Origin of the sequence: Litchfieldia alkalitelluris (assembly GCF_002019645.1) — a bacterium.
GTDB lineage: Bacteria > Bacillota > Bacilli > Bacillales > Bacillaceae_L > Litchfieldia > Litchfieldia alkalitelluris.
On sequence record NZ_KV917374.1, the window covers coordinates 2,223,249 to 2,248,967 of the forward strand.

A 25,719-nucleotide genomic window follows, 5' to 3' on the forward strand; every position below is an offset into this window, starting at 1 on the left:
GGCTACTTCAGACATCTTTTGCTTTAAAACAATCAAAGCTGTCCGAACCCGAAGCTACTTCAGACAGCTTTTGATTAAAAACAATCAAAGCTGTCCGAACCCGAGGCTACTTCAGACAGCTTTTGCTTTAAAACAATCAAAGCTGTCCGAACCCGAGGCTACTTCAGACAGCTTTTACATAAAACCAATTAAAGCTGTCTGAACCCGAAGTTACTTTCTTTACAAGTTGTATGAAAACCAGATACGTCCCTTACGGGAAGAGTTTTATGCTAATAAACATTGTGAAATGAGCAAAGTGCCACGCCACTCCTGCGGGAGGTAAGGGGCAAAGTGAGACCCCGCAGGAGCACCTGCGACGAGGAGGCTCACGAAGCGAATGGACTCTCTACCCAAGTTGTTTCTCAAATTCCTCTTTTCCAAGATGTCTAAGACCAGCTATTAAAACTACATCTAAAAGAAGTTTCGATTTAGAATTCTAATTTTGTTCCCATCCCCATATACATAGAATCAGGGTACTGGCAAAAGGGGGGACAAACTTGATTGAAATTTCTTTTCAAGATGCCAAAGAGGCAAAAGCATTGTATGAGCGATTAAATAAGCAAAAAAACGCTCTTTCAATTAATTATATTCAAATTACATACAATCAAGATGTTGAAAATAAAGTAAGGGTAGCGATAAAGAAGAAGAAAGAAATAGCAATTCAAACTGCACTTATCCCAGTTTTAGTCCAATTTGTCTTGGACCGTGTAGAAGATGCATGGATTTTATCAATTATAGAAAATGAATTTTATTTTTCAGATATTGAGGAACAAAATCAAATTTTAACCATTGCTCATTCACTTATTAATGGACAATATGAAGAATTGCCAGAAGCAAAGGAAATCAAATCAAGGAAAGAAACACTTAGAGTGGCGCTAGATTCGTTTATTCATTCAACCATTTCGTTTTCATTTGAGTCCTTTTTAAAGTTCAGATTACGTGATTATTCGCAAATTTTACTTAAATATACTGAGATGGCAATTGATGAATATAAATTGGAACAAGAATATCAAAACTTCATTCAAAACCTGCGAGATTATACAGTTAACCGCACACCCAAAATAGAACGGTTACATATTTTGCATGATGATCAGTTTTTCTTTTACAATGAATCACTTAATGAATTAAAATATTCAGAGATTACAAAACATATTGATCGAAAATTAATCATGAATCATCCGATGTATATTGACTCTAACGTCATCGCACCATTAGTCTCGATTGCACCTAAATCCATTGCAATTTATACTAATGAGATTGATCATGGTATGGTTCAAACCATTCAAAATATCTTTTTGGAACGTGTACATATTTACTCAAAAGGGTATTTTGAGAATGTGAAATTACAGCAAAAAATTTAAACTGAAATGATAACTTTAGCCTAAATTTTATTTTTTTTAGTTGTACTATTGATTTCTTTTTGAAGAAACCCTATAATACTTAGCATATCAATAAAGAAATCATATAGTGCAAAAAGTAGTGATAAGGACATGAGTGATTGTACTACGGTTCTAAGAGAGGGAAGTCTAGGCTGGAAACTTCCTAACGCGATTCAACCACTTACCACCTTTAAACTTCAGTAGTGAACATAGGGAAACCTATCTGTAATTACTGACGGGAAAACCGTTATCTTTTTCTTGAGCCATGTAGGTGTTAGTAACTTGCACGGGAACAAGGGTGGAACCACGAACTTATAAATAATAACTCGTCCCTTTTTTTAGGGGGCGAGTTTTTTATTTTGCCAATAAAATTCAAAATGAGTTGGCGTATTCTAAATGAAGGAGTGAAAGTCATGTCAGAAGTAGTAAAAATCACATTTCCAGACGGAGCAGTAAAGGAGTTTCCTAAAGGCACGACGACTGAGGATATTGCCGGCTCAATCAGTCCTGGATTAAAGAAGAAATCAATCGCTGGTAAGTTTAATGGGACTCAGGTCGACCTTCGTACTGAACTTCATGAAGATGGAGAAATTGCAATCATTACGCAAGATGGTGATGAAGCATTAGAAATTCTTCGTCACAGTACTGCCCACTTGATGGCACAAGCAATTAAACGTTTATATAAAGATGTTAAGTTAGGTGTAGGACCAGTTATTGAAAATGGCTTTTATTATGATATCGATATGGAGAGTTCATTAACTCCAGAGGATTTAGTTGCAATTGAAAAAGAAATGAAAAAAATTGTCAATGAAAATCTGGATATCGTCCGAAAAGAAGTAAGCAGGGAAGATGCAATTAAGTTATACAGTGAAATAGATGATAACTTAAAACTAGAGTTGATTGAAGCTATTCCAGCAGGAGAGGCTGTTTCGATTTATGAACAAGGAGAATTCTTTGATTTATGTCGTGGAATCCATGTTCCTTCAACTGGGAAAATTAAAGAATTTAAATTATTAAGCATTGCTGGAGCATACTGGCGTGGAGATAGTAAAAACAAAATGCTACAACGTATTTATGGTACTGCTTTCTTCAAAAAGGCAGAGCTTGATGAGCATCTTCGCCTTTTAGAAGAAGCAAAGGAACGTGATCACCGTAAACTAGGGAAAGAATTAAACCTTTTTACAAACTCCCAAAAGGTTGGTCAAGGTTTACCTCTTTGGTTACCTAAAGGTGCAACAATCCGTCGCGTGATTGAGCGCTATATCGTGGACAAAGAAGAAAGACTGGGCTATAGCCATGTATATACTCCAGTCCTTGGAAGTGTTGATTTATACAAAACTTCTGGACACTGGGATCATTATCAAGATGGAATGTTTCCGAAAATGGAAATGGACAATGAGGAACTAGTATTAAGACCTATGAACTGTCCACACCATATGATGGTGTACAAAAATGAAATCCATAGCTACCGTAAATTACCAATCCGTATTGCTGAACTTGGATTAATGCATCGTTACGAAATGAGTGGAGCGTTATCAGGATTACAGCGTGTACGTGGAATGACATTAAATGACGCACACGTCTTTGTTCGTCCTGATCAAATTAAAGAAGAATTCATCCGAGTAGTAAACTTGGTTCAAGAGGTTTATAAGGACTTTGGCTTGGAAAACTATAGCTTCCGCCTATCTTACCGTGATCCAGAAGATAAGGAAAAGTACTTTGACGATGATGCAATGTGGGAAAAAGCTCAGAGCATGTTAAAAGAAGCTATGGATGACCTAGGCTTAGATTATTATGAAGCTGAAGGAGAAGCTGCATTCTATGGTCCTAAGCTAGATGTTCAAGTTCGTACTGCTTTAGGAAAAGATGAGACTCTTTCAACAGTTCAGTTAGACTTCTTATTACCAGAGCGTTTTGATTTAACATATGTAGGTGAAGACGGTAAACAGCACCGTCCAGTAGTTATTCACCGTGGTGTTGTATCAACTATGGAACGTTTCGTTGCCTTCTTAATTGAAGAATACAAAGGGGCATTCCCAACATGGCTATCACCTGTTCAAGTACAAGTGATTCCAGTTTCACCAAATGCACATCTTGAGTATGCGAAAAAGGTACAAGAAGATTTACAAGCTCAAGGATTCCGTGTGGAGCTTGACGAAAGAGATGAAAAAATCGGCTATAAAATCCGTGAAGCTCAAATGCAAAAGATCCCATATATGCTCGTTGTTGGAGATAATGAAGTCCAAGAGCAGGCAGTTAATGTTCGTAAATACGGTGAGCAAAAATCAGAAACTGTTAGCTTTGAATCATTTGTTTCGGGCTTAAAGCAGGAAGTAAATCGTTAAAATCGAGGAGAGCAAAACCTGTCTGAAGGTGTCTCAAGTTCAGACAAGTACTAAGTTAAAAGAGCCTAAGTTGTTCGAAGATGGATGGACTTCAGACAGCTTTGAACCCAAAGAAGCAAAAGTTGTCCGAACTCAAGGCACAACTGAATCATAAGCTTATAAATGATACGATTCTATCAAATATTGTTTGATTCGACAGATTCATACAAAAAAACTTGCTATAAAATTAAGACTCTGTTACAATAATTTTTGTGCTAAAAAAAGCGATGTACTTGACGTGCAGTACAAATGCATGTTATAGTAACTGAGGAAACTGAATACTTGTTTGGTAAAAAGCAGAAGCACCCGCTTCTCACCTGATTGACACAAAATATTGTAGTTAGCAGGTTTACGAGATGTCTTTTATTCATTTAATTGAAATCGTAAGTGTGGGTGTACTATGCATCCACACTTTTTTATTTGTAAACCTGAAACATGTTCAATAAAAAAATGTCGGTTGTAGGAGCCGTGTCCGGCATATCAAATAAGAATTCGGCAAATAACCTTGGAGGTGGCTAATTATTAGCAAAGACATGATGGTTAATGAGGGCATTCGTGCACGTGAAGTTCGTTTGATTGATCAAAATGGTGAACAGCTTGGGATTAAAACTAAGCAAGAAGCACTTGAAATTGCTGCAAGAGTAAACTTAGATTTAGTAGTAGTGGCAGCAAATGCGAAACCCCCTGTATGCAAAATTATGGATCATGGGAAATTCCGCTTTGAACAACAAAAGAAGGAAAAAGAAGCCCGCAAAAACCAAAAGATTATTAATGTTAAAGAAGTTCGTTTGAGTCCAACAATTGATGAGCATGACTTTAATACGAAATTGCGTAATGCGATCAAGTTCCTTGAAAAAGGGGATAAAGTAAAAGCATCAATTCGTTTTAAAGGCCGTGCCATTACACATAAAGAAATTGGTCAACGTGTGTTAGACCGTTTCTCTGCAGCTTGTGCGGAAGTTAGTACAGTTGAGTCTGCACCAAAAATGGACGGACGCAGTATGTTCTTAATGTTAGCACCGAAAAACGAAAAGTAATTGAATTGAGGAGGAACACCCCATGCCAAAAATGAAAACACACCGTGGCGCTGCAAAGCGTTTCAAGAAAACTGGATCTGGTAAGCTTAAGCGTTCACACGCATATACAAGCCACTTATTCGGTAATAAATCTCAAAAGCAAAAACGTAAATTACGTAAATCTGCTGTAGTAAGTAAAGGTGATTTCAAGCGTATTCGTCACTTATTAGACAATATTAAATAAAAACGCATAATTGGAAGATAGATCTAGGAGGGAAACACAATGCCAAGAGTAAAAGGCGGTACAGTAACACGCAAACGTCGTAAAAAGGTATTAAAATTAGCAAAAGGTTATTATGGTTCAAAACATACATTATATAAAGTAGCAAACCAACAGGTAATGAAATCATTAATGTATGCTTATCGTGACCGTCGCCAAAAGAAGCGCGACTTCCGTAAGCTTTGGATTACTCGTATCAATGCAGCTGCTCGTATCAACGGTCTTTCTTATAGCCGTTTAATGCACGGATTAAAAGTTGCTGGTATCGAAGTAAACCGCAAAATGCTTGCTGACCTAGCTGTTAGCGATGAAAAAGCATTTGCTGAATTAGCAACAGTTGCTAAAAGCAACCTTAAATAATTCATATATAGATGAAAAGATCATTCTCTAGTAATATTAGAGAATGATCTTTTTTTATGGGGGGAAATGAATGGAAAACAATTATTGGCCAGTAGTACTTACATATTTGATTATTAATTTCTATGGCTATACCGTCATGTATACTGATAAACAAAAGGCGAAAAAGAATGAATGGAGAATAAGTGAACGACAGATTTGGGTAACGGCAGTACTCGGGGGGAGCCTCGGGCTAACGATTGGAATGTTTAAGTTTCGGCATAAAACAAAACATCTATCATTTAGAGTTTTCCTACCAGTGTTAGCAGTGTTAACGGGAACTGGATATATTTATTTGCTACTTTATTTGTCATAAAAACAATCAGGTTTGTATATCCTTAAATAACCGGGCGGCAATTGAACAAATTTACCATTAAGGTGAATTTAACTAGAGAAGGGGTGACTAAGCGTGGATGATACAATGTCACTACTTTTTGTATTTGTAGAATCAACTGGGATGCTTGCACCAATGGCATTTATTCTTTTACACCTAATAAGACCGTTCTTATTATTACCTGTTCAAGTCATATGTATAGTTGGTGGGATTTTATTTGGATCATTATTTGGGACTCTATATTCTCTGATTGGTCTATCATTACTAAGTATCGTGTTTTATATTTTATATAAAAAAATGCCTCAAATTTTTAATAAAATTAGCCGGTTAAAGGAAAAATGGCTCGGTAATAAAGCGAATTTCACGATTGGTCAAATTGCTATCTTGCGACTAGTACCATTTATAAACTTTCATTTGCTTTCATTATGTTTAATTGAAGTAACAAGAGGATTTCGGCAGTATTCCAAAAGCTCGATTATCACAAATATACCAGTTGCACTATTTTTTACTGTATTCGGACAATTTATAAGGGAATTTTCATCAACGATGATTGTGCTAATTTTATTATCTATGACACTCTTATTTTATCTTCTTAGAGAAAAACAGGTAATTATTAAATGGCATGAATTCTTTAATCCCAGCATGCAGAAACGATTTGGAAAGTAAAAAAACAACAGTGATCCAGGATCACTGTTGTTTTTTTATGAGAAATTCTTTAATAGGACTCTTCCAGTCTATTTTAGCATTAGGATAGTTGGTTTTAATTTTTCGTTCAATCACATTAAAGTCATCATACGTTAGGCCTTTTAATTCTGCATTGTTTTTGGTCCATACAAATATGGAAATCACATCAAATGCTCGATTAGTTGTACCTAAATATTTCTCCCCTTCAAACATTACCCCTTTATATGTGAGGAGAAAATTCTTCCTTACATTTTTCGTATCATCTAAAAAATAAAATTTCTTCTGCTCATGTGCTAGTTCAAGCTTTCGTTTCGGACTTAATAGATATTTAATAATTGTAAATATAATAAAGAAGATGGCAGCAAATAAAAGTAATCTTAGTAATAAGACAATCATCCCGGGAAAATCCTCCTAGACAGATATATTCTGTATATTTACGTATCAGTTTTCAAAAGGTTTCATTTTTAGTATGATAATTTGATATAATTTTTATCTATGGACCAAAAGGAGATGAAGTAAGTGAATTTACATACACTTTATAAAATGCAATCAGTTCTTGATCAACATATTGTTGAACAACATCAACTTCAAAAAGAGAGCCTATTTGATCGTAAGGTTTTGGCTTTGCTTGTTGAATTGGGCGAATTAGCGAATGAAACAAGAAGCTTTAAATATTGGAGCTTAAAACCTCCTGCAAGTGAAACTATTATCCTAGAAGAATTTGTTGATGGTGTTCATTTTATTTTATCGCTTGGGATAGAGTTAGGATATACTAAGGAAGAAATACATATTAACTCAAATCAATCATCAACAGCGGTAGATCAATTTCTGCTAATCTTTCAAAGAGTAACAAAGCTTCAAGAAACCCGTTCGAAAGAGGATTTTGTGAAGCTTGTTCAAGACTATTTTTCACTAGCCTATCATTTAGGCTTTACTCAAGAACAGATTATTGATGCGTATGTTGCGAAAAATGAGGTTAATTTTAAGAGGCAAGAACAAGGCTATTAATCGCTTCTTTGTACTTTTGAACTAGTTTTTTGTATAATAAACTTGTTTACTAAATGGATACATGTGATTACATAATTAGGGAGTTGAACAAATGACAAAGCTTGATGAAACACTAACCATGTTAAAGGATTTAACAGACGCTAAAGGGATTCCTGGTAATGAAAGAGAACCACGTGATGTAATGAGAAAATACATAACTCCTTATGCAGATGAGGTAACGACAGATGGACTTGGAAGCTTAGTTGCAAAAAAAACAGGTACGGCTGAAGGTCCAAAAATTATGGTTGCAGGCCACTTAGATGAAGTTGGATTCATGATTACTAATATTGATGATAAAGGCTTCCTTAAATTCCAAACTGTTGGTGGCTGGTGGTCACAGGTAATGCTTGCTCAGCGTGTGACAATCGTAACAAGTAAGGGCGATATAACAGGTATTGTTGGATCAAAACCACCTCATATTTTATCACCAGAAGCTCGCAAAAAGCCTGTTGAGATTAAGGATATGTTCATTGATATCGGAGCGTCAAGTCGTGAAGAAGCAACGGAATTTGGGGTTCGACCTGGGGATATGGTTGTTCCATATTTTGAATTCACAGTTATGAACAATCCTAAAATGTTAATGGCTAAAGCTTGGGATAACCGTATTGGCTGTGCGATCGCAATTGACGTTCTCAAACAGCTCAAAGGTGAAGAACATCCTAATACAGTATATAGTGTAGGAACGATTCAAGAAGAAGTTGGTTTAAGAGGTGCAAAAACCTCTGCACAACTAATTCAACCAGACTTAAGCTTTGCAGTTGACGTAGGTATTGCTGGTGATACTCCAGGAGTTACTGAAAAAGAAGCATTAAGTAAAATGGGGAAAGGTCCTCAAGTGATATTATATGATGCGTCAATGGTGTCACACAAAGGGCTTCGAGATTATGTAACAAATGTAGCTGATGAACTTGATATTCCGTATCAATTTGATTATGTTCCTGGTGGAGGAACGGATGCTGGTGCAATCCATGTAAGCTTCAAAGGTGTACCCTCACTAGCGATCACAATCGCTACACGTTACATTCACTCACATGCTGCAATTCTTCATCGTGATGACTATGAAAATGCAGTAAAGTTAATTGTGGAAGTAATTAAACGTTTAGATAAGGAAACAGTGGATAAAATTACATTTGAATAATACATGTTTGAGGGGTAGATCAATATATGGTCTGCCTCTTTTTTATGGCTTAGACCTTCATGCGAATGAGTATTTGCACCATGAAATATGAAAATAGTGCATTCACCTAGTGTGGAATGAGCGGAGAGCCACTTGACTCCTGCGGGATATAGCGGTCACGTGAGACCCCGCAGGAGCTGAAAAGCGACGAGGAGGCTCACGGATCGCCCCGCGGAAAGCAAGTGATCGCAGCTCATGGAGCTCTCAACCTTAGTTATTTTCAGGGTAGACCTCTATGCTAATTAAAATTAGCACCATGGAGTATGAAAAACTATACTTAGCTTAGTGTCTAGCTTCAGGCGCTATCGGCTCGAGGTCATAAGTCAATCCGGCAAGAAGGTTAAAAAGCAACCTTCTAGCCGGCTCGTCTTATGCCTGTCGCCGATGAACGAGCGCCTTCAGCATTTCTTTTTTCAGGGTAGACTATAGGTTGGTAAAAGTATAAAAACCCAACTGTAGGTTGGTGAAAGTATAAAAAAACCAACTGTAGGTTGGTGAAAGTATAAAAAAACCAACTATAGGTTGGTTAAAAGTATAAAAAAACCAACTATAGGTTGGTGAAAGTATAAAAAAACAACTGTAGGTTGGTGAAAGTTGAAAGTTTTATAACAAAAACTGCCGAGTACGCAACTCGACAGCCTTTTTAAAACGTTTATTTTTTCAAACCTTGCTCTAGCGTTGTAAGCATTTCTTGCTTCTCATCCTGACTAGCGTTTTGCCAAATCACTTCAAACAATACACCTAGTCCAGGAAGCATTTTTTCTTCTCCACTTTGAATGGCGTCAACGATTGTATCCTGTAATTCAGCCTGGGAATTACCAGTCACATTTGTAATAACTGCATGACGTAAGTTTAAGTTCATTTTTATACACCCTTCCTATGTATTCCATTTTCATATTTATCTTTTGTTAAGATTCATTTTATTATGTATTTAATTTAAGATATAATGAAGAAAATAGTGAGGACCTACTGTTAAAAGGAGTTATCATCATTGAAAAAAATCGAATCAGTAAAAAACACGCAAGTTAAACAATGGAAAAAACTACAAACAAAAAAAGAAAGAGATAAAACAAACACCTTCTTAATTGAAGGATTTCATTTAGTCGAAGAAGCAATAGCATATCCGGATGTGGTTGCTGAAATTATAATTAGTGAAAATGTCAAAATTCCCTCAGAGTGGGATTTGGCAAACATAAACGTAACGATAGTAACTGAAGAAATTATTAAAGAAATATCTGAAACGGAAACTTCTCAAGGGATTGCTGCTGTTTGTAAACAAGTGTCCAAGCCTGACTTGAAGTTAGAAAATTCAAGATTACTTTTAATTGATGCAGTTCAAGATCCCGGAAATCTTGGCACGATGATTAGAACTGCTGAAGCTGCAGGAGTAGATGCAATTATAGTCGGTGATGGAACGGTTGATACGTATAATTCAAAGGTGATTCGCTCAACACAAGGAGCCGTTTTTCACTTGCCGATTATTAAGGGAAATCTCATTGACTGGGTTCATAATTTAAAAGAAGAAGGGGTCCCGGTTTACGGAACGGCCTTACTAAATGCGAAACCATATCAAGAAGTACAAAACCAAGGGGCATTTGCCTTAATCGTTGGTAACGAAGGTAATGGTGTAAGCAAGGAGCTTCTTTCATTAACGACTCAGAATTTGTACATCCCTATTTATGGAAAGAGTGAATCTTTAAATGTAGCAATTGCAGCTGCCATTCTGATCTATCATTTACGATAACTACTTATTTTTTAGAAAGTGGGGATGAGATGATTGAACCTTTTTGGGGACTTAAAAGGATAGGAGAAAAGTTTCAACTTTTTTCTGGATCGCATTTAATAATGGTCTTATTGCTGCTGCTGCTAATCTTTGCACTCTATTTTACACGTAAAGTGGCGACCCAAAAAAGTAAACAAGCGGTACGTTACGTTTTAGCCATTTTTCTTATAGTTAGCGAGCTTTCGCTTTATGCCTGGTATAGTCACACAGGTGTATGGGATCCAGTTGATACTTTGCCTTTACAGCTATGTTCGATTTCTTTATTCTTAAGTATTATTATGTTGTTTTCAAGAAGCTACTTCTTGTTCGAAATTACCTTTTTTCTCGGCGTAGGCGGTGCTCTTCAAGCGATGCTAACGCCGGAATTAGTGTATGATTTTCCTCATTATCGCTATTTTCATTTTTTTCTGGCCCACATCGCAATTATTCTAGCGAGCTTTTATATGATTTGGTATGAGGGGTATCGACCGACAATGAAATCAGTTTGGCGTGCGTTTATCGGGCTAAATTGTATTGCACTGGTTGTGTTTTTTATTAATAAAATTACGGGTGGAAACTATATGTTTTTATCACGGAAACCACTTAATCCAAGCTTGATTGACTTATTAGGGCCATACCCATGGTATCTCCTATCACTTCAAGTTGCTGCTTTTGGAATTTTTTGCTTATTATATTTACCTTTTGCAATTATTGAGGAAAAAAAGCGAAGAGCGTCGTAAATGGGTTTGCATGAAAGATGGTCTTATATTATAATAAAAAATATTGTTTACATAGCTAATTTGTACATCAAATTGACCCCATATAACTAAAAAACAGTGACAGAGAAGAGTAACTTATTATGACCATTTAGGGAGAAAATGCCTTTGACTGCAAGCATTTTTATGGAATAAGAATAAGTGAATTCACCTCTAGAGTTGGCGCTTGGACCATGTGTAATAGCATGTAAAGGTGTACCGGTTTAACCGTTATCTAAATGAAGTGAACTGTTATTTCCTATTGCTGAATAATAGTTAACAAGGGTGGTACCGCGTGTGATTCCTCGTCCCTTTTTTAGGGGCGGGGTTTTTGTGTTTTCTTTAAACTAAAGCGGATATGTAAGAACTAAATGAATTTATAAGGAGGAAGTTTTAATGGAAGATCGTTTAAAAGAGCTACAAGAAGAAGCGCTAGCTAGTATTGAAGCTGCAATAGACTTAAAACAGTTGAATGATATTCGTGTTGCATATTTAGGGAAAAAAGGACCTATTACGGAAGTTTTACGTGGAATGGGTAAGCTTTCTGCTGAGGAACGTCCAAAAATGGGAGCACTTGTTAATGTAGTGAGAGAAAAGATTACTGAGGTACTAACTGCTAAGCAAGAACTTCTTGAAGCAGCGGCAGTTGAACAGCAATTAGCATCTCAAACAATTGATGTGACATTGCCTGGCCGACCAGTAAAAGTTGGTAACCACCACCCACTTACTGCAGTTATTGAAGAAATTGAAGATTTGTTTTTAGGGATGGGTTATTCGATTGCTGAAGGATTTGAAGTGGAAGAAGATTATTATAACTTTGAAGCATTAAATCTTCCTAAAGGTCACCCTGCTCGTGATATGCAGGATTCATTTTATATTACTGACGAAACATTATTACGTACACAAACATCTCCAATACAAGTAAGAACAATGGAAAAGCATCAAGGTAAAGGACCTGTTAAAATCATCTGTCCTGGTAAAGTGTACCGCCGTGATAATGATGATGCAACACACTCTCATCAGTTCATGCAAATTGAAGGATTAGTTGTGGATGAAAATATCCGCATGAGTGATTTAAAAGGAACACTTGAAGTGTTTGCGAAGAAAATGTTTGGTGAAGAGCGTCAAATTCGTTTACGTCCAAGTTTCTTCCCATTTACTGAGCCTTCTGTTGAAATGGACATCTCTTGTTTCATTTGTGAAGGGAAAGGCTGTAATGTATGTAAGAAAACAGGCTGGATTGAAATTTTAGGAGCGGGCATGGTTCATCCAAACGTTCTGGAAATGGCTGGCTTTGATTCTAAGAAATACACTGGGTTTGCATTTGGAATGGGAGCAGAACGTATTGCGATGCTTAAATATGGAATTGATGATATTCGTCATTTCTACACAAATGATATCAGGTTTGTTCAACAATTCAAACGAGCGTAATAAGGAGGGAGATAAACAATGTTTGTATCATATAAATGGTTAAGTGAATATGTCGATTTAACTGGAATAACAGCTTTAGAACTCGCTGATAAAATTACGAAAAGCGGGATCGAGGTTGAAGGTGTTGAGGTTTTAGGTGAAGGAATTAAAAATGTCGTTGTTGGTCATGTTCTTGAATGTGGACAGCATCCTGATGCGGATAAACTGAACAAGTGTTTAGTTGATGTAGGTGACGAAGCTCCTGTACAAATTATTTGTGGTGCTAAGAATGTAGGTAAAGGTCAAAAAGTGGTTGTTGCAAAGGTTGGAGCAGTATTACCTGGCAATTTTAAAATCAAAAAAGCTAAGCTTCGTGGTGAAGAATCGAATGGGATGATTTGTTCACTTCAAGAGCTTGGGATTGAATCTAAGCTTGTATCAAAAGAATATTCTGAAGGAATTTTTGTTTTCCCGACAGATGTTGAGCCAGGTGCAGATGCTCTAGCGCAACTTAACCTTGACGATGAAGTGTTAGAGCTAAGTATCACACCTAACCGTGCAGATGCGTTAAGTATGCTTGGTGTTGCATATGAAGTAGGTGCGATTTTAGGGAGAGAAGTGAAGCTTCCAACAATCGAATTAGAAACTGTCGCTGAAAAAGCATCAGATTATATCTCAGTTTCTGTTGAAGCAAGTGAAGATAATCCATTATATGTGGCACGTGTTGTGAAGAATGTAAAAATCGCACCATCGCCATTATGGTTACAAAACCGTTTGATGGCTGCAGGAATCCGTCCACATAATAATGTTGTTGATATTACAAACTTCATATTACTTGAGTATGGTCAACCATTACATGCGTTTGATTATGACCGTTTAGGATCGAAGGAGATTTTAGTTCGCCGTGCTAAAGCTGGTGAAAAAATCACAACTCTTGATGATGCTGAAAGAACTTTAACTCAGGATCATCTTGTGATCACAAATGGTACTGAACCAGTGGCTCTTGCAGGTGTGATGGGTGGAGCTAATTCTGAGGTTCAATCAGATACTACAACGGTATTAATTGAATCAGCATACTTTACAGGTGCAACGATTCGTACATCCTCAAAAGACCATGGACTTCGTAGTGAAGCGAGCTCTCGTTATGAAAAAGGAATTGATCCAAACCGTACACGTGAAGCAGCAGATCGTGCCGCTGAATTAATGGTTCGTTATGCAGGCGGTGAAGTTCTTGACGGGGTTGTTGATGTAGATACATTAACGCTCGAGCCAGTTAGAGTTTCAATCACTTTAGATAAAATTAATCGTGTACTAGGAACTGACATTTCAACTGAGCAGGTATTAACTATTTTTAACAATCTTAAGTTTGAAACCGTGGTAGATAATAACACTTTCACAGTAACTGTACCGACAAGACGTGGAGATATCACAATTGAAGAGGATTTAGTAGAAGAAGTTGCTAGACTTTTTGGTTTTGATAATCTACCAACAACACTACCAGTAGGTGAGAGCTTACCAGGTCGATTAACTGATACTCAAGAAAAGCGTCGGAAAATTCGTCGTTATTTAGAAGGAACAGGTTCTTACCAAGCAGTAACTTATTCATTAACAAGCACAAGTCGTGTACATCAATATGCACTTGAAGATGCTTCACCAATTGGGCTTGCAATGCCAATGAGTGAAGAACGTAGTGTGCTTCGTTTAAGCATTGTTCCACATCTTTTAGAGGTTTTATCACATAACTTAGCTCGTCAGGTTGATAACATCTCACTATATGAGATTGCTTCTGTTTTCCTTCCGACTGAAGGGCAAAAGCTACCGACTGAAAAAACGCGTTTAGCAGGTGCAGCAACAGGGTTATGGCAATTTAATCAATGGCAGGGTGAAAAGAAATCAGTTGATTTTTATGTGCTAAAAGGCGTTCTAGATGGATTATTTGATGTATTAGGTTTATCAGAACGTATTTCATATAAACAAGCAAAAATCAATGACATGCACCCTGGTCGTACTGCTGAAGTCCTTTTAGATGAAAAAGTTGTTGGATTTGTTGGTCAAATACATCCAACTATTCAAAAGCAGTTAGATTTAAATGAAACATATGTGTATGAGTTATCATTAGTTGATTTGTTAGAAGCTGACGTAGCACCTGTCACTTACACTGCGATTCCAAGATTCCCATCAATGACTCGTGACATTGCACTAGTTGTAGATAAAGATGTGGCTGCAGGAGAAATTAAGCAGGTAATTGCTGAAGTTGGTGGAAAGCTTCTGAAATCAGTTTCGATATTTGATTTATATGAAGGTGAGCGCATGGAAGAAGGGAAGAAATCAGTCGCATATTCACTGCGTTATGCTGATCCTGAGCGCACTTTAACAGATGAGGAAGTAACAAAAGCACATAGCAAAGTATTAAGTGCAGTCGAAGAAAAATTTGGGGCGAGTTTACGTTCTTAATTAAAATAAAGATAAAAAGTACCCAAATTTAATGGGTACTTTTTATTTTTGTAGAATTATCTTAAAAAAGTAGATACAGTTTATACACCAGCGATTTTTTTGGCTTTTTCCGTATTTGCAAAATGAAGCTTCGTGAATTCACCCAATCCATCCAGACCAATTTTCTTAATTAATTTTGCAGCGGCGACATCCACATGTGCACCAGCTCCTTTTGGAAGTTCGAACCCAGCTTTTTTACTAAGCTTTTCGAACTCTTTAACAAATGCATAACGAGCAATGATAGAAGAAGCAGCAACAGATAAGTGGACACCTTCTGCTTTGGTGCTGAAGTAGAGATTTTCTCTAACGAATTTAGCCTGACCTTTCATGTAGTTAAAATAAACTCCGGGCTCTGCAAATTGGTCTATTAAAATGCCATCAGGCTTAACCGAACCAAGCTTCTCGAGAAGGTGATTGATTGCTTGATTATGTAAAAGAGCTTTCAATTTCCCTTGACTCATCCCTTTGCTTTGCATCTGATTATATTTTGGATTATGTAGGACCAATAGACTGTATGGGATAACTTCGATAATATCCTTAGCAATCTCGATAATTTGCTTGTCATTTAAGTTTTTTGAATCCTTTACCCCTAGCTCCTTTAAGAGAGGGATTTGCTCTTTGGACACATACGAAGCAACAACCGTCATTGGACCAAAATAATCACCAGTTCCAACCTCATCAGAACCAATAATTGATTGTGATGCAATATCCTTTGGTGGACTATAAATATGTTGAACCTTTGGCTTAGTTGTTTTCGTTCCTTTTCCTGATGCACTAGTTTCTGAGCTTGAACTCCACCTACCAGCTTCAGCCTGGGCTGAGCTACCCTGAAATAAAACTTTCCCAGATTTATAGCCAGTAATCGTACAGGTTGGGAGTTTTGCGACAAATGCACTACCTGGTGGAAGCTTCTCATGCTTATATTGTGAATAATGAGCTTCCATTTTTATCATTGTATCAGTATTCACTTTAATTACACTATTGGACAAATATAACAACTCCTCTTATAAAATAAGTCTGTTTTCAATCTGATCAAATGGGAAGAAAACAGTAAGACTCTGTTAATTGAATTAACAGGATTTCAAGTAGTAGATTAAAAAATGGTTAAAGAATAGAGATTTAAGTAAAAAACCTTATAATCTATCATAACTAATGTATAGATATCTTTCCATTATTGAACAGTTCATGGTATCATTATGGATAGGATTTTGTAACATATACAAAAAATATCAATCTTTGTTTAAAGGTTGAAATTATTAGATATCGATAATACAATCTACTTTATAACATAAATCATATAAAAAACTTAATCATCTTCCTCTTAGTTGATGAAATGGAGGCAATAACGTTGTCACAACAACCACAAAAAACAAAAACAAACGTTGATATATATGGACAACAATATTCAATTGTTGGGACAGAAAGCACTAGTCATATCCGTCTTGTGGCAGCAATGGTCGATGATAAAATGCGTGACATTGGTGCAAAGAATCCGAGTTTAGATATAAACAAGTTAGCAGTCTTAACCGCAGTCAATGTGGTTCATGAATATTTGAAGTTAAAAGAAGACTATGAATTAGTTGAAAAAGAGTTAAAAAAATATTTACAAAATGAAAAGGATTGGACAAACAATGCTTAATCTATTTTTAATAATCATCCTTGTGATGGGATTTTTAATCGGGCTTAAACGAGGCTTGATACTCCAAGTGGTACATTTAGCGGGCTTTATCGTCGCGTTTATCGTCGCCTATTTATATGTTGGAGATTTAGCACCGAAACTAAAGCTTTGGATCCCATACCCACAGCTTGAATCTCAACCTCTTGCATTTTTAACGGAAAATGCTGACTTTGAAACGGCTTATTATAGGGCAATTGCATTTGCTATTCTATTCTTTGCTACAAAAATCATCATGCAAATCATAGGATCCATGCTAGATTTCTTAGCTCAACTTCCATTACTAAAGCAATTAAATGGCTGGGCTGGTGGAGTATTAGGTTTTGTTGAGGTTTATTTAATTGTGTTTGTGTTGCTCTATATCGGGGCATTGGTTCCAGTTGAGATTGTTCAAAGCTCAATTAATGACTCTTCAATGGCAAAAGCAATAGTGCAGCATACCCCGATTTTTTCAGGAAAATTAAAAGATCTATGGTTTGCTCATCTAGCATTATAACTTCTCTTCTCCAGGGGAAGTTTTTTATTGTTTTAGCACCTGTTAAATTATAAATGAGGTTAAGTAACAAAGAAGGTAACATAGATAATCGTTCTACCATAGAGTATGAAATATTGTACTCACCCAAGTGTGGAATGAGCGGACCACCCCGCGGAAAGCAGGTGGATCGCAGCTCATGGAACTCTCCAACCTAAGTAATTTTCAGGGTAGACATCCATGCTAATTAAAATTAGCACCATGGAGTATGAAAAAATGTTTCCTCCTCAGTGTGGAATGAGCGGAGAGCCACTTGACTCCTGCGGGATCCAGTGGTCTCGTGAGACCCCGCAGGAGCCCTCCCCTGGCGACGAGGAGGCTCACGGACCACCCCGCGGAAAGCAAGTGGATCGCAGCTCATGGAACTACACAACCAAAGTTATTTTCAGGGTAGACTTATAATCCTAATTAAGTACAGCCCTTGTGTGATTAATAATTTAAGGAAATAATAAAAATTCTGTATCATTTTATATAGTTAATCGTATTAGTAGAAAGGTGATTTTATGGCAATCAATAAAAAAGATGTTATTAAGCTATTAGAAACAATAGCCATTTATATGGAACTAAAGGGTGAAAACCCATTCAAAATATCTGCTTTTAGAAAAGCGGCACTGGCATTAGAAAATGATGACCGTAGTCTTATCGCCATTGAAGATTTTACAGCATTGTCTGGGATAGGCAAAGGGACTGCAGGTGTAATTGAAGAGTATATCCAAACTGAGCATTCATCTGTGTTAGAGGAATTGAAACAAGAAGTTCCCGAAGGATTAATCCCTTTATTGAAGCTACCAGGTCTTGGTGGAAAAAAGATTGCCAAGCTATATAAAGAGCTTGGAGTTCATGATATTGAAACACTAAAAACTGCTTGTTTAGAGGAGAAAGTTCAAGCTCTTGCGGGTTTCGGAAAGAAGACGGAAGAGAAGATACTTGCTGCGATCGAAGAGGTAGGAAAGCGCCCAGACAGATTACCTATTGCTATGATGCTAGATATTGCCGAGGAAATTGAAGCACAACTGGATGGGATGTCTGGAATTGAAAAATATTCTCGGGCCGGGAGCCTAAGAAGGATGCGGGAGACGATTAAGGATCTTGATTTTATCATTAGTACAAATCATCCTGAAGAGGTTAAACATCAACTTCTTGGATTACCTAAAGTGAAGGAAATCATTGCAGGTGGTGATACAAAGGTTTCGCTTGTTCTTGCTTATTTTTATGACGTTTCTATTGATTTCCGGCTTGTCAAACCAGTTGAGTTTGTAACAACTCTTCATCATTTTACTGGCAGTAAAGACCATAATGTACGAATGAGACAGCTTGCAAAGGAACGCGGAGAGAAAATTAGTGAATATGGTGTCGAAAATCTAGAAACTGGTGAAGTTCACACATTTGATACGGAAGAACAGTTTTTTGCTCATTTCAATTTACCATTTATTCCACCAGAGCTTAGAGAGGATGGATCGGAGATTGAATATTTTTCAGAAAGTGCAGGTCTGATTAACCTTTCAGATATTCAAGGAGACCTTCATATGCACTCAACCTGGAGTGATGGGGCATTTTCAATTGAAGAAATGGTGGAAGCATGCCGTAAAAAGGGTTATAAATATATGGCAATTACAGACCATTCACAATACTTAAGAGTGGCTAATGGCCTTACACCTGAGCGTTTGTTAGAACAAAAGAAGGAAATCGCTAGATTGAATGAAAAATATGATGATATTACGATTTTTTCTGGTGTAGAAATGGACATCTTACCTGATGGAAGTTTAGATTATGATGAAGACATTATCAGTGAAATGGACATTGTCATTGCTTCGATTCATTCAAGCTTTTCACACTCTCGTGAAAAAATTATGAATCGTTTAAGAACAGCGTTAGAATGTTTACATGTTGATATCATTGCACACCCTACGGGAAGACTAATTGGGCGACGTGAGGGATATGATGTGGATATTGATATGTTAATTACTCTAGCTAAAGAGACAAACACAGCACTAGAGTTAAATGCTAACCCACACCGGCTTGACTTATCGTCTGAATATATTCGAAAAGCAGCAGAAGCTGGTGTGAAAATCGTAATCAATACAGATGCCCATAACATAGAGATGCTTGAACATATGAAGTATGGAATATCGACTGCTAAAAAGGGCTGGGTAAAAAAAGATTGTGTAATCAATACTTGGGATCATGATCAATTAAAATCATACTTAAACAGAAATTAATTACCCTCATGAGAGTAGCAAAAAGAAAGGGGTCCTCTATTCGTGCAACAGCGAGTACTCAATGTATTAGAATTTAGTAAAGTCAAGGAACAGTTAATAAAGCATGTGGCATCTTCTCTTGGAAAAGATAGGGTAGAAAAACTTATTCCCGAAACAGAACTTGAACAGGTTGTGCAGTTACAAGAGCAAACAGACGAAGCTGCGAAGGTTCTCCGATTAAAAGGCAATGTTCCTCTAGGAGGATTAACTGATATAAGAGCAAGTGTCAAGCGATCAATGATTGGAAGTATTTTAGGTACCAATGAATTAATCGAAATTGCTTCAACTATTTATGCGGGAAGACAAATGAAAAAATTTATCGAAACGATGGTTGAGGATGGTATCGAGATCCCTATTTTAGATGAATTTGCTAGTCAAATTACTCCAATGTTTGAAGTTGAACAAAAAATTAAACATTGCATTGATGATAATGGCGAGGTCTTAGATGGAGCAAGTGAAAAGCTACGCTCTATCAGGCAAAGTCTTAGAACAAGTGAATCAAGAATACGTGAAAAACTTGAAAATATGATTCGTTCTTCATCTGCTCAAAAAACATTATCAGATGCCATCATCACAATAAGAAATGATCGATATGTACTACCAGTTAAGCAAGAATACCGTGGTACTTATGGAGGAATTGTCCATGACCAATCGTCCTCAGGTGCAACTCTATTCATAGAACCACAAGTTGTCGTTGACTTAAATAATCAATTGTCTGAAGCTAGAGTAAAGGAAAAGATGGAAATCGAACGAATCCTTCATGAGCTTTCTGTGTTTGTTGCAGGATACGGGCAAGAACTATTAGACAACGTATCAATCATGGCAGAGCTAGATTTTATGTTTGCAAAGGCAGGATATGCTCACAAAATCAAAGCATCAAAACCCAAAATGAATAATAATGGCTATATCAAAATAGAAAAAGCACGTCACCCACTAATTGATCCAAGTGAAGTTGTACCCAATAATATCGAAATCGGAAAAGAATATAAATCAATTGTTATTACAGGTCCTAACACAGGTGGTAAAACAGTTACTTTAAAAACGATTGGCTTATTTACTCTTATGGCTCAATCAGGCCTACAGATACCAGCATTAGACGGTTCTGAAATGGCTGTATTTAAGCATGTTTATGCTGACATTGGTGATGAGCAGTCAATTGAACAAAGCTTGAGTACGTTCTCATCACATATGGTAAACATCGTAGATATTATTAATCACGTTGATCATGAAAGCCTAGTGTTATTTGATGAATTGGGTGCCGGTACTGACCCAGGTGAAGGTGCTGCATTAGCAATGTCGATTTTGGATGAGGTTTATAACCGCGGGGCAATTGTGATTGCAACAACCCATTACCCTGAATTAAAGGCATATGGATATAACCGAGAAGGTGTTATCAATGCGAGTGTGGAATTTGATGTAGAGACATTAAGTCCAACCTATAAACTCTTAATCGGTGTTCCTGGGCGAAGTAATGCTTTTGAAATCTCAAAACGACTTGGTTTATTAGATCGTGTGATTAAATCAGCCAGAAGTCATGTAAGCACAGAAGATAATACGGTCGAAAAAATGATTGCATCGTTAGAAAAGTCTCGTAAAGATGCTGAAGAAGAAGTCCTAGAGGCTGAAAACATTCGGAAAGTTGCAGAAGAACTGCATCGAGAATTGCAAGCTCAAATCCTAGAATTCAATCAACAAAGAGATAAGTTGTACGAGAAAGCTGAAAAGAAAGCTGCTGAAACGATTGAGAAGGCTTCAAGTGAAGCGGAGGATATTATCCGTGACCTGAGAAAAATGCAATTAAATCAACGTGCCCAAGTAAAGGAACATGAACTAATTGATGCGAGAAAGCGTCTCGAAAAGGCTGTTCCTACGTTAGAAAAGTCACAAAAAACAACAAATCAACAAAAACAAGAAAAACGTAGTTTCCAAGCTGGTGATGAAGTAAAAGTAATTAGCTTTAATCAAAAAGGTCACCTTATAGAAAAAGTAGGAAACAATGAGTGGCAAGTTCAAATGGGCATTATGAAAATGAAGGTAAAGGAAAAGGATTTTGAATTTATCAGTGCACCAAAGGTTGTTGAAACGAAACCACTAGCAACAATTAAAGGTAGAGATTATCATGTAAATCTAGAGCTCGACCTTCGTGGTGAACGATTTGAGGATGCTATATCACGGGTTGATAAATATATAGATGATGCAGTTCTTGCTGGATATCCGCGTGTGTCAATTATTCATGGCAAAGGAACGGGTGCACTTCGACAAGGTGTTCAAGAATACCTGAAAAACCACCGATCTGTTAAATCAGCTCGTTATGGTGAAGCTGGAGAAGGTGGCACTGGAGTTACAGTAGTAGAACTGAGATAAAATGGGGGATAATATGATCGGCTTTTGGGAAAATGAGTTTATCCAAACAGCAGCTTATTTTAGTGTTGTTGTCTTATGTATCATCGTGTTTTTAGCCATTTTTGAGCTTGTTACTAAATATAATAACTGGGATGAAATTAAACGAGGGAATATGGCTGTAGCCATGGCAACAGGAGGAAAGATCTTTGGCTTAGCCAATATTTTTAGGTATTCAATTAGTAACCATGATACTCTTTTAACTATGATTGGTTGGGGGATGTTTGGTTTTTTGTTACTATTACTTGGCTATTTTATTTTTGAGTTTCTAACACCAAAGTTTAAAATTGATGATGAAATCGCTAAAGATAACCGTGCTGTTGGATTCATTTCTATGGTTATATCCATTGGCCTTTCGTATGTAATTGGTGGTGGAATAGGATAATGGAAACCTTAGCAAAGGTACTTATTGGTTTTTGTGGATTGTTTATCCTTATTGGAATTATTTTTTTATTGTTTTAAAAAAATGAAAAGAGATTTCACAGTGTGGTGTGCGTACATCACTGGGAAATCTCTTTTTTTTGTGCAGCTTCTAAAACTTAAATTGGAAAAAGACCGGCCTGTGCGAAAATTCAGGTAGGAAGGACGAAGAAAATCCAGGCAGAGGTCGAAAACCATAGTGAGCGTGAGCAAAAATCCGGCGGGTTTGAAGCAGAATCCGGCGAGACAGAAGGAAAATCGGGCCAGAGGTCGAAAACCATAGTGAGCCGGAACAAAAATCCGGCGGAAAAAGTGAAGAATCCGGCGGGTTTGAAGCAGAATCCGGCGAGACATGAAGAAAATCGGGCCAGAGGTCGAAAACCATAGTGAGCCGGAGCAAAAATCCGGCGGAAAAAGTGAAGAATCGGGCGGGTATGAAGCAGAATCCGGCGAGACACGAAGAAAATCCGGCGGGTTTGAAGCAGAATTGGCGAGACATGAAGAAAATCGGGCCAGAGGTCGAAAACCATAGTGAGCCGGAGCAAAAATCCGGCGGTATCTAAATAAAAAGTGAGTTTGACTACAAAAAAATCAAAATATAATTAATAATTGTCACAAAATTTTCATTATTATATAATAAGGTGAGGTGATGAAAGCGTTTACTTGGGTTGTGGTTTTATTTTGCCTTAGTGCGAAAGGTACAGTAAGTTAATAAAGTTTAAAAGGAGGGCATTAAATGGAAACTGCAAAACCGTGGTTAAAGAATTACCCTGATGAAGTTCCCCACTCGATTAACTATGACAAAAGACCTCTTTCGGATTTTTTAAAAGCTGCAGCGATGGAATTCCCTAGAAATAAAGCGATACACTTCTTAGGAAAAGAGCTAACGTTTCACGAGTTATATGTTCAGTCTTGCAAGGTAGGGAATTATTTACGAGATTTGGGTGTGAAAAAAGGGGACCGTGTTTCAATTATGCTTCCTAATTGCCCACAAGCAGTTATTAGTTACTATGGCGTGTTGATGATAGGCGGTATTGTTGTTCAAACAAATCCACTTTATACAGAAAGGGAGCTTGAATACCAACTAAATGATAGTGGTGCAAAAGTAATCATTACACTTGATTTATTATTTCCGAGAGTAACAAAAGTGAAAGCGTCAACAAGTCTTAAACATGTGGTTGTAACAGGAATTAAGGATTACCTTCCATTTCCAAAAAACTTAATTTATCCATTTATCCAAAAGAAACAGAATGGAATGGTTGTAAAAGTAGAGCATAATGGTTCTAATCATCTGTTTTCAACGATTATTCAAAAGGGTAGAGCAGATGAAATTGAGACAGACCTAAATCCGGAAAAAGATTTGGCGTTGTTACAATACACTGGTGGCACAACAGGATTTCCAAAGGGAGTGATGTTAACTCATTACAATCTTGTGTCAAATACTCAAATGAGTGTACATTGGATGTATCGTTGTAAAAGAGGAGAGGAATCTGTTCTAGGTATTTTACCGTTTTTCCATGTATACGGGATGACGACAGTTATGAATCTATCAATCATGCAAGGCTTTAAAATGATTTTACTTCCAAAGTTCGAAGTAGAAGATACACTTAAAACCATTCAAACTCAAAAACCTACACTTTTTCCAGGAGCACCAACGATTTACATTGGCTTATTAAATCATCCAGATATTAAAAAGTATGATTTATCTTCCATTGATGGTTGTATTAGTGGATCTGCTCCACTACCACTTGAGGTTCAAGAGCAATTTGAAAAGGTTACAGGTGGAAAGTTGGTTGAAGGATATGGGTTAACTGAAGCTTCTCCTGTTACTCATTCTAACAGCTTATGGGAAAAACGGATAAACGGCAGCATCGGATTACCGTGGCCCGATACTGAGGCTGTTATTCTCTCTCTAGAAACAAATGAACCTGTTGAAACTGGAGAGATTGGGGAAATCGTAGTGAGAGGTCCTCAAATCATGAAGGGGTACTGGAACCGTCAAGAGGAAACTGAGGCAGTGTTAAGGGATGGGTGGCTTTTCACAGGTGATGTAGGGTATATGAATGAAGATGGTTATTTCTTCGTTGTTGACCGTAAAAAAGATATGATTATAGCTGGGGGATACAATATTTATCCGCGTGAAATTGAGGAAGTACTATATGAGCATGAGAAAATACAGGAAGTGGTTGTAGCTGGAATTCCGGACGCATATAGAGGAGAAACAGTTAAAGCTTATGTAGTGTTTAAGGAAGGAATGAGTTGTACAGAAGAAGAGCTAGATCAATTTGCTCGTCAATATTTGGCAGCCTATAAAGCCCCTAAAATTTATGAATTCCGTAAAGAGCTTCCAAAAACAGCAGTCGGAAAAATTTTAAGAAGAGCTTTAGTTGATGAAGAAAAAGAAAAAAATAAAAAACAAGCATAAATAAGTTGAAAGAAACAGAGAATTAAGATTATGATAAGAAAGAGAGCATGTACACGAAACATGTATAATCTAAACAAATTAAATGACATTGGTTAGCACATGGAAAAAATTGAAAAGCGTGTGCTAACCAATTTGAACTTTCACTTTCTTTCTTGACAACAGAAAGATAATTCATTATTATTAAAATATGAATGACTATTCATTCATTTTAGTGAAAGGAAGAACTGAACATTATGAATCGCACAAAACCAAAGTACATGCAAATCATTGATGCAGCTGTAATCGTCATAGCCGAAAATGGCTACCATCAATCACAAGTCTCAAAAATAGCGAAGCAAGCTGGGGTGGCCGATGGAACCATTTACCTTTATTTTAAAAATAAAGAGGATATCTTAGTGTCATTGTTTCAAGAAAAGTTAGGATCTTTTGTAGAAACAATACAAGACGAGATTCATGCGAAGTCAACTGCTGCGGATAAACTGCAAACACTGATTGAAAAACATTTCTTTCAACTTGCCGCAGATCACCATCTTGCAGTGGTCACACAGCTCGAGCTACGTCAATCGAACAAAGAACTTCGTCAACGCATTAATGAAGTGTTAAAAGGCTACTTAATTGTCGTGGATGAAATTATTAAAACTGGGATTGAATCCGGCGAGTTTTCGAAAGACATAGATGTTCGCTTAGCAAGACAAATGATTTTTGGAACCATCGATGAAACCGTAACTACATGGGTCATGAATGAACAAAAATACGATCTTGTAAGTTTAACACCGAAAGTACATCAATTATTAGTTCGTGGTTGTGGAGTGACTCAGCCTGTATAATTACAGGCCTGAGTCTTACTCTTAAC

The 25,719-nt window shown here is 37.0% G+C and carries 24 protein-coding genes and 2 other annotated features; of the genes, 21 read left to right on the forward strand and 3 right to left on the reverse strand.

What is annotated here, in order from left to right:
• The first annotated feature begins 536 nt into the window (after positions 1–536).
• The 7 genes from ytxC (at position 537) to BK579_RS10160 (ending at position 6,494) form a co-directional block, all read left to right on the forward strand.
• Positions 537–1,400, forward strand: coding sequence for a putative sporulation protein YtxC (gene ytxC / locus BK579_RS10130; RefSeq protein ID WP_169891117.1), 864 nt, complete (start codon positions 537–539; stop codon positions 1,398–1,400).
• Positions 1,401–1,831: 431 nt separating this feature from the next.
• Positions 1,832–3,763 (forward strand): threonine--tRNA ligase, encoded by a 1,932-nt coding sequence (gene thrS / locus BK579_RS10135; RefSeq protein ID WP_078550510.1) that lies wholly within the window; start codon positions 1,832–1,834, stop codon positions 3,761–3,763.
• Between the two features lie 327 nt (positions 3,764–4,090).
• Positions 4,091–4,226: a sequence feature (ribosomal protein L20 leader region), on the forward strand.
• Positions 4,227–4,320: 94 nt separating this feature from the next.
• Positions 4,321–4,839 (forward strand): translation initiation factor IF-3, encoded by a 519-nt coding sequence (infC, locus tag BK579_RS10140; protein WP_078545182.1) that lies wholly within the window; start codon positions 4,321–4,323, stop codon positions 4,837–4,839.
• Positions 4,840–4,861: 22 nt separating this feature from the next.
• Complete coding sequence (rpmI, locus tag BK579_RS10145; RefSeq protein ID WP_078545184.1) at positions 4,862–5,062, forward strand: 50S ribosomal protein L35; 201 nt, start codon at positions 4,862–4,864, stop codon at positions 5,060–5,062.
• 39 nt (positions 5,063–5,101) lie between these two features.
• Positions 5,102–5,458 (forward strand): 50S ribosomal protein L20, encoded by a 357-nt coding sequence (gene rplT / locus BK579_RS10150; RefSeq protein WP_078545186.1) that lies wholly within the window; start codon positions 5,102–5,104, stop codon positions 5,456–5,458.
• A gap of 70 nt (positions 5,459–5,528) precedes the next feature.
• Positions 5,529–5,810 carry a DUF1294 domain-containing protein gene (locus BK579_RS10155; RefSeq protein WP_078545188.1) on the forward strand — a complete coding sequence of 94 codons (282 nt, stop codon included), beginning with the start codon at positions 5,529–5,531 and terminating at the stop codon, positions 5,808–5,810.
• A gap of 93 nt (positions 5,811–5,903) precedes the next feature.
• A complete protein-coding gene (locus tag BK579_RS10160) occupies positions 5,904–6,494 on the forward strand; it encodes a TVP38/TMEM64 family protein (protein ID WP_078545190.1) in 591 nt (196 codons plus the stop codon).
• A gap of 21 nt (positions 6,495–6,515) precedes the next feature.
• Here the strand turns inward: BK579_RS10160 and BK579_RS10165 are convergent, their stop codons facing one another.
• Positions 6,516–6,908: a sigma-w pathway protein ysdB gene (locus BK579_RS10165; protein ID WP_169891118.1), complete on the reverse strand. Its 393-nt coding sequence runs from the start codon at positions 6,906–6,908 to the stop codon at positions 6,516–6,518.
• A gap of 123 nt (positions 6,909–7,031) precedes the next feature.
• Here BK579_RS10165 and BK579_RS10170 point away from each other — a divergent pair, with 123 nt between their 5' ends.
• Both BK579_RS10170 and BK579_RS10175 read left to right on the forward strand, forming a co-directional pair.
• Positions 7,032–7,520 carry a dUTP diphosphatase gene (locus BK579_RS10170; RefSeq protein ID WP_078545192.1) on the forward strand — a complete coding sequence of 163 codons (489 nt, stop codon included), beginning with the start codon at positions 7,032–7,034 and terminating at the stop codon, positions 7,518–7,520.
• Between the two features lie 91 nt (positions 7,521–7,611).
• Complete coding sequence (locus tag BK579_RS10175; protein ID WP_078545194.1) at positions 7,612–8,697, forward strand: M42 family metallopeptidase; 1,086 nt, start codon at positions 7,612–7,614, stop codon at positions 8,695–8,697.
• A 691-nt stretch (positions 8,698–9,388) separates the two neighbouring features.
• On the opposite strand, the gene sspI is transcribed toward BK579_RS10175, so the two are convergent.
• Positions 9,389–9,598: a small acid-soluble spore protein SspI gene (gene sspI, locus BK579_RS10180; RefSeq protein WP_078545195.1), complete on the reverse strand. Its 210-nt coding sequence runs from the start codon at positions 9,596–9,598 to the stop codon at positions 9,389–9,391.
• 129 nt (positions 9,599–9,727) lie between these two features.
• Here sspI and BK579_RS10185 point away from each other — a divergent pair, with 129 nt between their 5' ends.
• The 4 genes from BK579_RS10185 (at position 9,728) to pheT (ending at position 15,117) form a co-directional block, all read left to right on the forward strand.
• Positions 9,728–10,480: a TrmH family RNA methyltransferase gene (locus tag BK579_RS10185; protein WP_078545197.1), complete on the forward strand. Its 753-nt coding sequence runs from the start codon at positions 9,728–9,730 to the stop codon at positions 10,478–10,480.
• A gap of 29 nt (positions 10,481–10,509) precedes the next feature.
• Positions 10,510–11,238: a YwaF family protein gene (locus BK579_RS10190; protein WP_078545199.1), complete on the forward strand. Its 729-nt coding sequence runs from the start codon at positions 10,510–10,512 to the stop codon at positions 11,236–11,238.
• Between the two features lie 87 nt (positions 11,239–11,325).
• Positions 11,326–11,569: a binding site (T-box leader), on the forward strand.
• Between the two features lie 80 nt (positions 11,570–11,649).
• Positions 11,650–12,684, forward strand: coding sequence for a phenylalanine--tRNA ligase subunit alpha (gene pheS, locus BK579_RS10195; RefSeq protein WP_078545201.1), 1,035 nt, complete (start codon positions 11,650–11,652; stop codon positions 12,682–12,684).
• Between the two features lie 18 nt (positions 12,685–12,702).
• Complete coding sequence (gene pheT / locus BK579_RS10200) at positions 12,703–15,117, forward strand: phenylalanine--tRNA ligase subunit beta (RefSeq protein WP_078545203.1); 2,415 nt, start codon at positions 12,703–12,705, stop codon at positions 15,115–15,117.
• An 80-nt stretch (positions 15,118–15,197) separates the two neighbouring features.
• Here pheT and rnhC read toward each other — a convergent pair whose 3' ends face one another.
• Positions 15,198–16,145 (reverse strand): ribonuclease HIII, encoded by a 948-nt coding sequence (rnhC, locus tag BK579_RS10205; protein ID WP_078545205.1) that lies wholly within the window; start codon positions 16,143–16,145, stop codon positions 15,198–15,200.
• Between the two features lie 344 nt (positions 16,146–16,489).
• On the opposite strand from rnhC, the gene zapA reads away from it, so the two are divergent.
• The 8 genes from zapA to BK579_RS10250 all read left to right on the forward strand — a co-directional run bounded on the left by zapA (position 16,490) and on the right by BK579_RS10250 (position 25,693).
• On the forward strand, positions 16,490–16,795 hold the full coding sequence (gene zapA, locus BK579_RS10210) for a cell division protein ZapA (protein WP_078545207.1): 306 nt from the start codon (positions 16,490–16,492) through the stop codon (positions 16,793–16,795).
• A complete protein-coding gene (locus tag BK579_RS10215; protein WP_078545209.1) occupies positions 16,788–17,327 on the forward strand; it encodes a CvpA family protein in 540 nt (179 codons plus the stop codon). The genes zapA and BK579_RS10215 overlap by 8 nt, the downstream gene beginning before the upstream one ends.
• A gap of 539 nt (positions 17,328–17,866) precedes the next feature.
• On the forward strand, positions 17,867–19,582 hold the full coding sequence (gene polX / locus BK579_RS10225; protein WP_078545213.1) for a DNA polymerase/3'-5' exonuclease PolX: 1,716 nt from the start codon (positions 17,867–17,869) through the stop codon (positions 19,580–19,582).
• Positions 19,583–19,624: 42 nt separating this feature from the next.
• Positions 19,625–21,985, forward strand: a complete 2,361-nt coding sequence (locus BK579_RS10230; RefSeq protein WP_078545215.1) for an endonuclease MutS2 — start codon at positions 19,625–19,627, stop codon at positions 21,983–21,985.
• 13 nt (positions 21,986–21,998) lie between these two features.
• The gene (locus BK579_RS10235) at positions 21,999–22,406 is read left to right on the forward strand and encodes a DUF350 domain-containing protein (protein ID WP_078550514.1); all 408 of its coding nucleotides are present in this window, start codon (positions 21,999–22,001) and stop codon (positions 22,404–22,406) included.
• Positions 22,407–22,793: 387 nt separating this feature from the next.
• Positions 22,794–22,973 (forward strand): hypothetical protein, encoded by a 180-nt coding sequence (locus tag BK579_RS26090; RefSeq protein ID WP_078545217.1) that lies wholly within the window; start codon positions 22,794–22,796, stop codon positions 22,971–22,973.
• A gap of 204 nt (positions 22,974–23,177) precedes the next feature.
• Positions 23,178–24,866, forward strand: coding sequence for an AMP-binding protein (locus tag BK579_RS10245; protein ID WP_078545219.1), 1,689 nt, complete (start codon positions 23,178–23,180; stop codon positions 24,864–24,866).
• Between the two features lie 233 nt (positions 24,867–25,099).
• Positions 25,100–25,693, forward strand: coding sequence for a TetR/AcrR family transcriptional regulator (locus BK579_RS10250; protein WP_078545221.1), 594 nt, complete (start codon positions 25,100–25,102; stop codon positions 25,691–25,693).
• Positions 25,694–25,719 lie beyond the last annotated feature (26 nt).

Coding starts and splice junctions, on each gene's coding strand:
- thrS (WP_078550510.1), top strand. CDS start 1,832: ATGTCAGAAGTAGTAAAAATCACATTTCCAGACGGAGCAGTAAAGGAG.
- rpmI (WP_078545184.1), top strand. CDS start 4,862: ATGCCAAAAATGAAAACACACCGTGGCGCTGCAAAGCGTTTCAAGAAA.
- rplT (WP_078545186.1), top strand. CDS start 5,102: ATGCCAAGAGTAAAAGGCGGTACAGTAACACGCAAACGTCGTAAAAAG.
- BK579_RS10155 (WP_078545188.1), top strand. CDS start 5,529: ATGGAAAACAATTATTGGCCAGTAGTACTTACATATTTGATTATTAAT.
- BK579_RS10165 (WP_169891118.1), bottom strand. CDS start 6,908: ATGATTGTCTTATTACTAAGATTACTTTTATTTGCTGCCATCTTCTTT.
- BK579_RS10175 (WP_078545194.1), top strand. CDS start 7,612: ATGACAAAGCTTGATGAAACACTAACCATGTTAAAGGATTTAACAGAC.
- sspI (WP_078545195.1), bottom strand. CDS start 9,598: ATGAACTTAAACTTACGTCATGCAGTTATTACAAATGTGACTGGTAAT.
- BK579_RS10190 (WP_078545199.1), top strand. CDS start 10,510: ATGATTGAACCTTTTTGGGGACTTAAAAGGATAGGAGAAAAGTTTCAA.
- pheS (WP_078545201.1), top strand. CDS start 11,650: ATGGAAGATCGTTTAAAAGAGCTACAAGAAGAAGCGCTAGCTAGTATT.
- pheT (WP_078545203.1), top strand. CDS start 12,703: ATGTTTGTATCATATAAATGGTTAAGTGAATATGTCGATTTAACTGGA.
- zapA (WP_078545207.1), top strand. CDS start 16,490: ATGGAGGCAATAACGTTGTCACAACAACCACAAAAAACAAAAACAAAC.
- BK579_RS10215 (WP_078545209.1), top strand. CDS start 16,788: ATGCTTAATCTATTTTTAATAATCATCCTTGTGATGGGATTTTTAATC.
- polX (WP_078545213.1), top strand. CDS start 17,867: ATGGCAATCAATAAAAAAGATGTTATTAAGCTATTAGAAACAATAGCC.
- BK579_RS10235 (WP_078550514.1), top strand. CDS start 21,999: ATGATCGGCTTTTGGGAAAATGAGTTTATCCAAACAGCAGCTTATTTT.
- BK579_RS26090 (WP_078545217.1), top strand. CDS start 22,794: ATGAAGAAAATCGGGCCAGAGGTCGAAAACCATAGTGAGCCGGAGCAA.
- BK579_RS10245 (WP_078545219.1), top strand. CDS start 23,178: ATGGAAACTGCAAAACCGTGGTTAAAGAATTACCCTGATGAAGTTCCC.
- BK579_RS10250 (WP_078545221.1), top strand. CDS start 25,100: ATGAATCGCACAAAACCAAAGTACATGCAAATCATTGATGCAGCTGTA.